The sequence below is a fragment of the uncultured Abyssibacter sp. genome, assembly GCF_964000955.1.
In the GTDB taxonomy this organism is placed as follows: domain Bacteria; phylum Pseudomonadota; class Gammaproteobacteria; order Nevskiales; family OUC007; genus Abyssibacter.
Genome location: NZ_CAXFCL010000283.1, coordinates 1 through 6353, shown reverse-complemented (window position 1 = coordinate 6353; position 6353 = coordinate 1). Strand labels below are relative to the sequence as shown.

Here is a 6353-nt window from a genome sequence, read left to right as displayed (position 1 = left end):
GGCGACGAAATGCTCGCCGATGCCGACACCGATGATCAGCGGCGTACCACGACGGGCGACGACCAGGGCGTCCGGGTTGTCATGGTCCATCGCCGCGATGGCATAGGCGCCATCCAGCGTGCGGACGATGTCCGCGATCGCCGTGAACAGGGTTTCGCCGGTGGCGATCCGGCGGTGGATCGCATGGGCCAGCGCCTCGGAATCGGTCTCGGTTTCGAAGGCGTAGCCTTCGGCACCCAGGCCGGCCTTCAGGCGTTCGTAGTCCTCGATGATGCCGTTGTGCACCAGCGCCAGGCGACCACGGGACAGGATCGGATGGGCGTTGCGCTCAGCCGGCGCGCCATGGGTGGCCCAGCGGGTGTGAGCCACGCCCAGCACGCCGTGCAGCGGATGTTCGGCCAGCTTGGCATCCAGCCCCTGCACCTTGCCGACGCAGCGCAGACGGTCGATGCCGTCCGGCGTATTCACCGCGATACCGGCGGAGTCGTAACCACGGTATTCCAGGCGGCGCAGGCCTTCGATCAGGATGGGGGTGACATCACGTTCGGCGATGGCGCCGACAATTCCGCACATGAGACGGGTTCCTTGCAGTCGCGCAAAGGTCGCCAAGTGGTCAGCGACCAAGTTCCGGCTAGTTTACTTGCCCGAATCCTTCACGGGTTTGCGCCAGCCCGGAATGGTCTTCTGACCGCGGGCCCGGCAGATCGTCAGCGCATCGTCGGGCGCGTTGCGGGTGATGGTCGAACCGGCGGCGATGTAGGCGCGCGCGCCGATGGTCACCGGCGCCACAAGCTGGCTGTCGGTGCCGAGGAAGGCGTCGTCGCCGACCACGGTCCGATGCTTGTTGGCGCCGTCGTAGTTGCAGGTGATGACGCCGGCGGAAACGTTGACGCGCTTGCCGATGCTCGCGTCGCCCAGATAGGCAAGATGGCCGGCCTTGGCGCCCTGATCCAGGGTCGCCTTCTTGGTCTCGACGAAGTTGCCGATGCGGTTGTCACCGACCAGCACGGTACCGGGCCGCAGGCGGGCGAAGGGCCCGATCTGGCAGCTCGGACCGATGTCGGCGTCCTCGATCACGGTGTTGGCGTGAATCACCGAGCCGTCGCCGATTCGGGCATCCCTGATCACGCAGTTGGGCCCGATCTCGACGCCGTCGCCCAGTTCGACATCACCCTCGAACACCACATTCACGTCGATGACCACATCCTCGCCCACCGACATGCGACCGCGCTGGTCAAAGCGCGCCGGGTCGATCAGCGTCACGCCGGCATCCAGCAACGCGTTCGCGGCGCGGCGTTGCAAGACGCGTTCGGCCGCCGCCAACTGGCGCCTGTCGTTGACGCCGGCGACCTCGTCCGGGTCGGTGGCCTGCACCACCTCGACGGTCAGGCCATCCTCCACCGCCAGCCCGACGACATCGGTCAGATACACCTCGCCCTGGGCGTTGTCGCTGCCGACCCGCGACAGCCAGCCCTTGAGCCGGTCCGCACGGGCGGCCAGCACGCCGGTATTGGTCTCGTCGATCGCGAGCTGCTCGGGATTCGCGTCCTTGTGCTCGACGATCGCGCTGACCGCACCATCCTCGTCGCGCACGATGCGACCGTAGCCGGTGGGATCGGGCAGCACCACGGACAACAGCGCCGGGCCGTCGACATCGATCAGGGTCAGCAGAGTGTCCTGCGTCAGCAACGGCACATCGCCGTAGAGCACCAGCACGCGGGCATCGTCGGGGATTTCGGGCAGCGCCTGCTGCACCGCGTGACCGGTGCCGCGCTGCTCCGTTTGCAGCACCCAGTTCACCGACACATCCGCGAACCGCGCCCGCACCGCGTCGGCGCCATGCCCGATCACCACATGCGTCGCCGCGGGCTTGAGTGACCGGGCGGTGGCCAGCACATGGGCCAGCAGGGGCCGTCCACCCAGCGGCTGCAACACCTTGGGCTGGGACGAGCGCATGCGGGTGCCCCGGCCGGCGGCCAGGATCACGATGTGGAGCTTGGACTGGTTCATCGCGTCAGGCTGCCAGTGGACATACTAGGCTGACAAGATGATTCATGCGTGGAGGTTGTTACTGCGGGCAAAGCTCGCGTCAGGCCAAGGCACGGGCGCGGTGTGAGCGCGGAGCGTGCTTGCAGCACGTGAGCACTCACGCCGTGACCGTAACGCCGGCATGGCGCGAGATCTGCCCGCAGCCCGCGTTTAGCGTTTGGACTTGAGCTTCTGCAACAGATGCAACCGCGCCGCCGCCTCGGCCAGTTCGGCCTGGGCAAGGGCCAGGTCAACATCGGAATGCTGCTGGGCGATGGCTTCCTCGGCGCGCTTCTTGGCTTCCAGGGCCGCGGCTTCATCCAGGTCGGCCGCGCGAGCGGCGGTGTCCGCCATCACCGTAACCTGGTACGGCTGGACTTCCAGCACACCACCGGAGACGAAGAAGGACTGCTCGTCACCACCATGCTTGACGCGGACTTCGCCGGCTTTCAGGCGGGTCAGCAGCGGGGCGTGACGCGGCGCGATACCGACCTCGCCCATCTCGGCCGATGCGAACACCATGTCCGCCATGCCCGAGTAGATTTCACCCTCGGCGCTGACGATGTCGACATTCAGTTCCATCTCAATACTCCATGGACAGAGAGCCGCCGAAACGGATCGGCGGCCCCGTCAGTTACATGCTCTTGGCGCGCTCGGCAGCCTGGTCTACGGAACCGACCATGTAGAACGCCTGCTCGGGCAGGTGGTCGTACTCGCCGTCGACGATCGCCTTGAAGCCGGCGATGGTGTCCTTCAGCGACACGTAGATGCCCGGCGAACCGGTGAACACCTCAGCGACGTGGAACGGCTGCGACAGGAAGCGCTGGATCTTGCGCGCACGGGCCACGGTCAGCTTGTCCTCTTCGGACAGCTCGTCCATGCCCAGAATCGCGATGATGTCCTTCAGCTCCTTGTAGCGCTGCAGCACGCCCTGAACGGCGCGGGCCGTCTCGTAGTGCTCGACGCCGATGACGTTCGGATCCAGCTGACGCGACGTGGAATCCAGCGGGTCCACGGCCGGGTAGATACCCAGCTCGGCGATCTGGCGCGACAACACGACGGTGGCATCCAAGTGAGCAAAGGTCGTGGCCGGCGACGGGTCGGTCAAGTCATCCGCCGGCACGTAAACGGCCTGGATGGACGTGATGGAACCGGTCTTGGTGGACGTGATGCGTTCCTGCAGCACGCCCATTTCCTCGGCCAGCGTCGGCTGGTAGCCCACGGCCGACGGCATACGACCCAGCAGCGCGGACACTTCGGTGCCAGCCAGGGTATAGCGGTAGATGTTGTCCACGAAGAACAGCACGTCACGGCCTTCGTCACGGAAGAACTCGGCCATGGTCAGGCCGGTCAGCGCGACGCGCAGGCGGTTGCCCGGCGGCTCGTTCATCTGGCCGTACACCATCGCCACCTTGGACTCGGTGAGGTTGTCCAGCTTGATGACGCCGGCCTCGGCCATTTCGTAGTAGAAGTCGTTACCTTCACGGGTACGCTCGCCGACGCCCGCGAACACCGACAGGCCCGAGTGCTCGGTCGCGATGTTGTTGATCAGCTCGAGCATGTTGACGGTCTTGCCCACGCCGGCGCCGCCGAACAGGCCGACCTTGCCGCCCTTCGCGAAGGGACACAGCAGGTCGATAACCTTGATGCCCGTTTCCAGCAGCTCGGTGGAACCGGCCTGGTCTTCGTAGCTCGGCGGCTTGCGGTGAATCGCCCAGCGCTCTTCGGTCTCGACCGGACCGACTTCGTCCTGGGGATCGCCCAGCACGTCCATGATGCGACCCAGCGTGCCCTTGCCCACCGGCACGGAAATCGGTGCACCGGTTCCGGTCACGGCCATGCCGCGCTTGAGGCCTTCCGACACGCCCATGGCGATGCAACGCACGACGCCGTCACCCAGCTGCTGCTGGACTTCCAGGGTCAGGTTGTTGTCGGTCACGGTGAGAGCATCGTAGACCTTCGGGATCGAATCGCGCGGAAACTCCACGTCCACGACGGCCCCGATAATCTGAACAATCTTGCCTGCGCTCATAGCTCTTTCCTGTTTACTTGTCGGGCTAAACGAGCCCACAAATTCAATTTGTCTCTAATCGATCTGGCAAACGTTTCCGCGATGTGAAGCTCGCTTCAGAGCAAGGCGGAGCGTGTGATCGGAAGCGCAGTTTAGTGAGCCTAAATGAGCATTCCGATCGCGCGCGACAACGCCGCTCTGGAGCGAGATCCGCATCGCTAGACGGCTGCTGCGCCGCCCACGATCTCCGCCAGTTCCTGCGTAATCGCGGCCTGGCGGGCCTTGTTGTACTCCAACTGCAGGTCTTCGATGATCTGGCCGGCGTTGTCGGAGGCCGACTTCATCGCGATCATGCGCGCCGCCATTTCACAGGCGACGTTTTCGGCCACGGCGCCGTAAACCTGGGCTTCGACGTAACGCATCAGGATGCCGTCGAGCAGGTCCTCGGCGCTGGGCTCGTAGATGTAGTCCCAGTTGTCCAGCAGACCCTCGTCCTTCACCGGCACGACAGGCAGCAACTGCTCGACGACCGGCGACTGGGTCATGGTGTTCACGAAACGGTTGTGGATCAGCACCACCTTGTCCAGCTCGCCGTCGCGGTACTTGTCCAGCAGCACCTTGACCGGACCGATGAGCTGATCCAGATGCGGCGTGTCGCCGAGACCCGTGATCTCGGAGACGATGTTGCCGCCGATGCGCTTGAAGAAGCTCATGCCCTTGCTGCCGACGATCATCAGGTCGACTTCGGCGCCGGCATCCTTGGCACTGCGGTATTCCCCCAGCGCCTTGCGGAACATGTTGATGTTCAGGCCGCCGCAGAGACCACGGTCGGTGGAGACGACGATGATGCCGACCCGCTTGACCGGACGCTCCATCAGGAAGGGATGCTTGTAGTCCGGGTTCGCCTGGGCCAGATGGCCGATGGTGCGACGGATGCGCTCGGCATACGGCGTGGCCGCGGCCTGGCGATCCTGCGCCTTGCGCATCTTGCTGGCCGCAACCATTTCCATGGCCTTGGTGATCTTCTGCGTGTTTTTGACGCTTCCGATCTTGCTCTTAATTTCCTTGCCGACGGCCATTGCGACTCCTACCGAGGCGTGCGGATTTTGTCCGAATCCTGCGTTGCAGCCACCCAGTGAGTGCTCACGTACAGGAAGTACGCTCCGCGCTCACTGGTTGTCTGCGCCTTGTCTTCGAACAAACTTCGCATGCCTCTCCGTTTGAATGGTGCTTCGGGTCAGGCGAGCACTTCGCTCACCTAACCCCTCACTCCTGACGCCTTACCGCAATCCGCTCAAAAAGCGGATTGCTTCTTGAACGCGTCCAGGGCGGAAATCATGTCGGCCTTGATCGCGTCGTCGAACTTGCCGGTCTCGTTGATGCGATCGAGCAGGTCCTTGTATTCGCCGCCGAGGAACTGGTGCAGCGCCTCGTCGAACTCGACGACCTTGGCCACGTCGACGTCGTCGAGGTAACCCTGGTCAGCCGCGAGCAGCGAGAACGCCATTTCGGCCACGGACAGCGGTGAGTACTGCTTCTGCTTCATCAGCTCGGTCACGCGCTGACCGCGTTCCAGCTGCTTGCGGGTCGCCTCGTCCAGATCGGATGCGAACTGGGCGAAGGCCGCGAGCTCGCGGTACTGCGCCAGCGCCAGGCGGACACCGCCGCCGAGCTTCTTGATGATCTTGGTCTGGGCCGAACCACCCACACGCGACACCGACAGACCGGCGTTGATGGCCGGGCGGATGCCGCTGTTGAACAGGTCGGTTTCCAGGTAGATCTGACCGTCGGTGATGGAAATCACGTTGGTCGGCACGAAGGCGGACACGTCGCCGGCCTGGGTTTCAATGATCGGCAGCGCCGTCAGCGAACCGGTCTGACCCTTGACCGCACCGTCGGTGAACTTCTCGACGTAGTCGGCGTTCACGCGCGCGGCGCGTTCCAGCAGACGTGAATGCAGGTAGAAGATGTCACCCGGGTAGGCTTCACGGCCCGGCGGGCGCTTCAGCAGCAGCGAGATCTGACGGTAGGCGACGGCCTGCTTGGACAGGTCATCGTAAACGATCAGCGCATCTTCACCACGGTCGCGGAAGTACTCGCCCATCGCGCAACCGGCGTAGGGGGAGATGTACTGCAGCGCCGGAGATTCGGCCGCGGCGGCGGCGACGACGATGGTGTGATCCATCGCGCCGTGCTCTTCCAGCTTGGCGACCACGTTGGCGATGGAGCTGTTCTTCTGCCCGATCGCAACGTAGATGCACTTAACGCCAGTGCCCTTCTGGTTGATGATCGCGTCAATGGCGACGGCGGTCTT

At 64.4% G+C, this 6353-nt stretch carries 5 protein-coding genes and 1 pseudogene; all 6 read right to left on the bottom strand.

The window, feature by feature from the left end:
• Window positions 1–573: pseudogene (locus ABNS06_RS13590) on the bottom strand (glutamine--fructose-6-phosphate aminotransferase); the annotation flags it as partial.
• Between the two features lie 63 nt (window positions 574–636).
• Complete coding sequence (glmU, locus tag ABNS06_RS13585) at window positions 637–2010, bottom strand: bifunctional UDP-N-acetylglucosamine diphosphorylase/glucosamine-1-phosphate N-acetyltransferase GlmU (protein ID WP_348675131.1); 1374 nt, start codon at window positions 2008–2010, stop codon at window positions 637–639.
• 189 nt (window positions 2011–2199) lie between these two features.
• A complete protein-coding gene (locus tag ABNS06_RS13580) occupies window positions 2200–2616 on the bottom strand; it encodes a F0F1 ATP synthase subunit epsilon (RefSeq protein WP_348675132.1) in 417 nt (138 codons plus the stop codon).
• A 46-nt stretch (window positions 2617–2662) separates the two neighbouring features.
• On the bottom strand, window positions 2663–4060 hold the full coding sequence (atpD, locus tag ABNS06_RS13575) for a F0F1 ATP synthase subunit beta (RefSeq protein ID WP_348675130.1): 1398 nt from the start codon (window positions 4058–4060) through the stop codon (window positions 2663–2665).
• 197 nt (window positions 4061–4257) lie between these two features.
• Window positions 4258–5118, bottom strand: a complete 861-nt coding sequence (gene atpG, locus ABNS06_RS13570) for a F0F1 ATP synthase subunit gamma (RefSeq protein ID WP_348675129.1) — start codon at window positions 5116–5118, stop codon at window positions 4258–4260.
• A 215-nt stretch (window positions 5119–5333) separates the two neighbouring features.
• Window positions 5334–6353: F0F1 ATP synthase subunit alpha (atpA, locus tag ABNS06_RS13565; RefSeq protein ID WP_348675128.1), on the bottom strand; the 1020-nt coding region annotated here is incomplete at its 5' end.

Bases quoted from the DNA above. Each gene is read 5' to 3' on its own strand.
- glmU (WP_348675131.1), bottom strand. From the start codon at position 2,010: ATGAACCAGTCCAAGCTCCACATCGTGATCCTGGCCGCCGGCCGGGGC.
- atpD (WP_348675130.1), bottom strand. From the start codon at position 4,060: ATGAGCGCAGGCAAGATTGTTCAGATTATCGGGGCCGTCGTGGACGTG.
- atpG (WP_348675129.1), bottom strand. From the start codon at position 5,118: ATGGCCGTCGGCAAGGAAATTAAGAGCAAGATCGGAAGCGTCAAAAAC.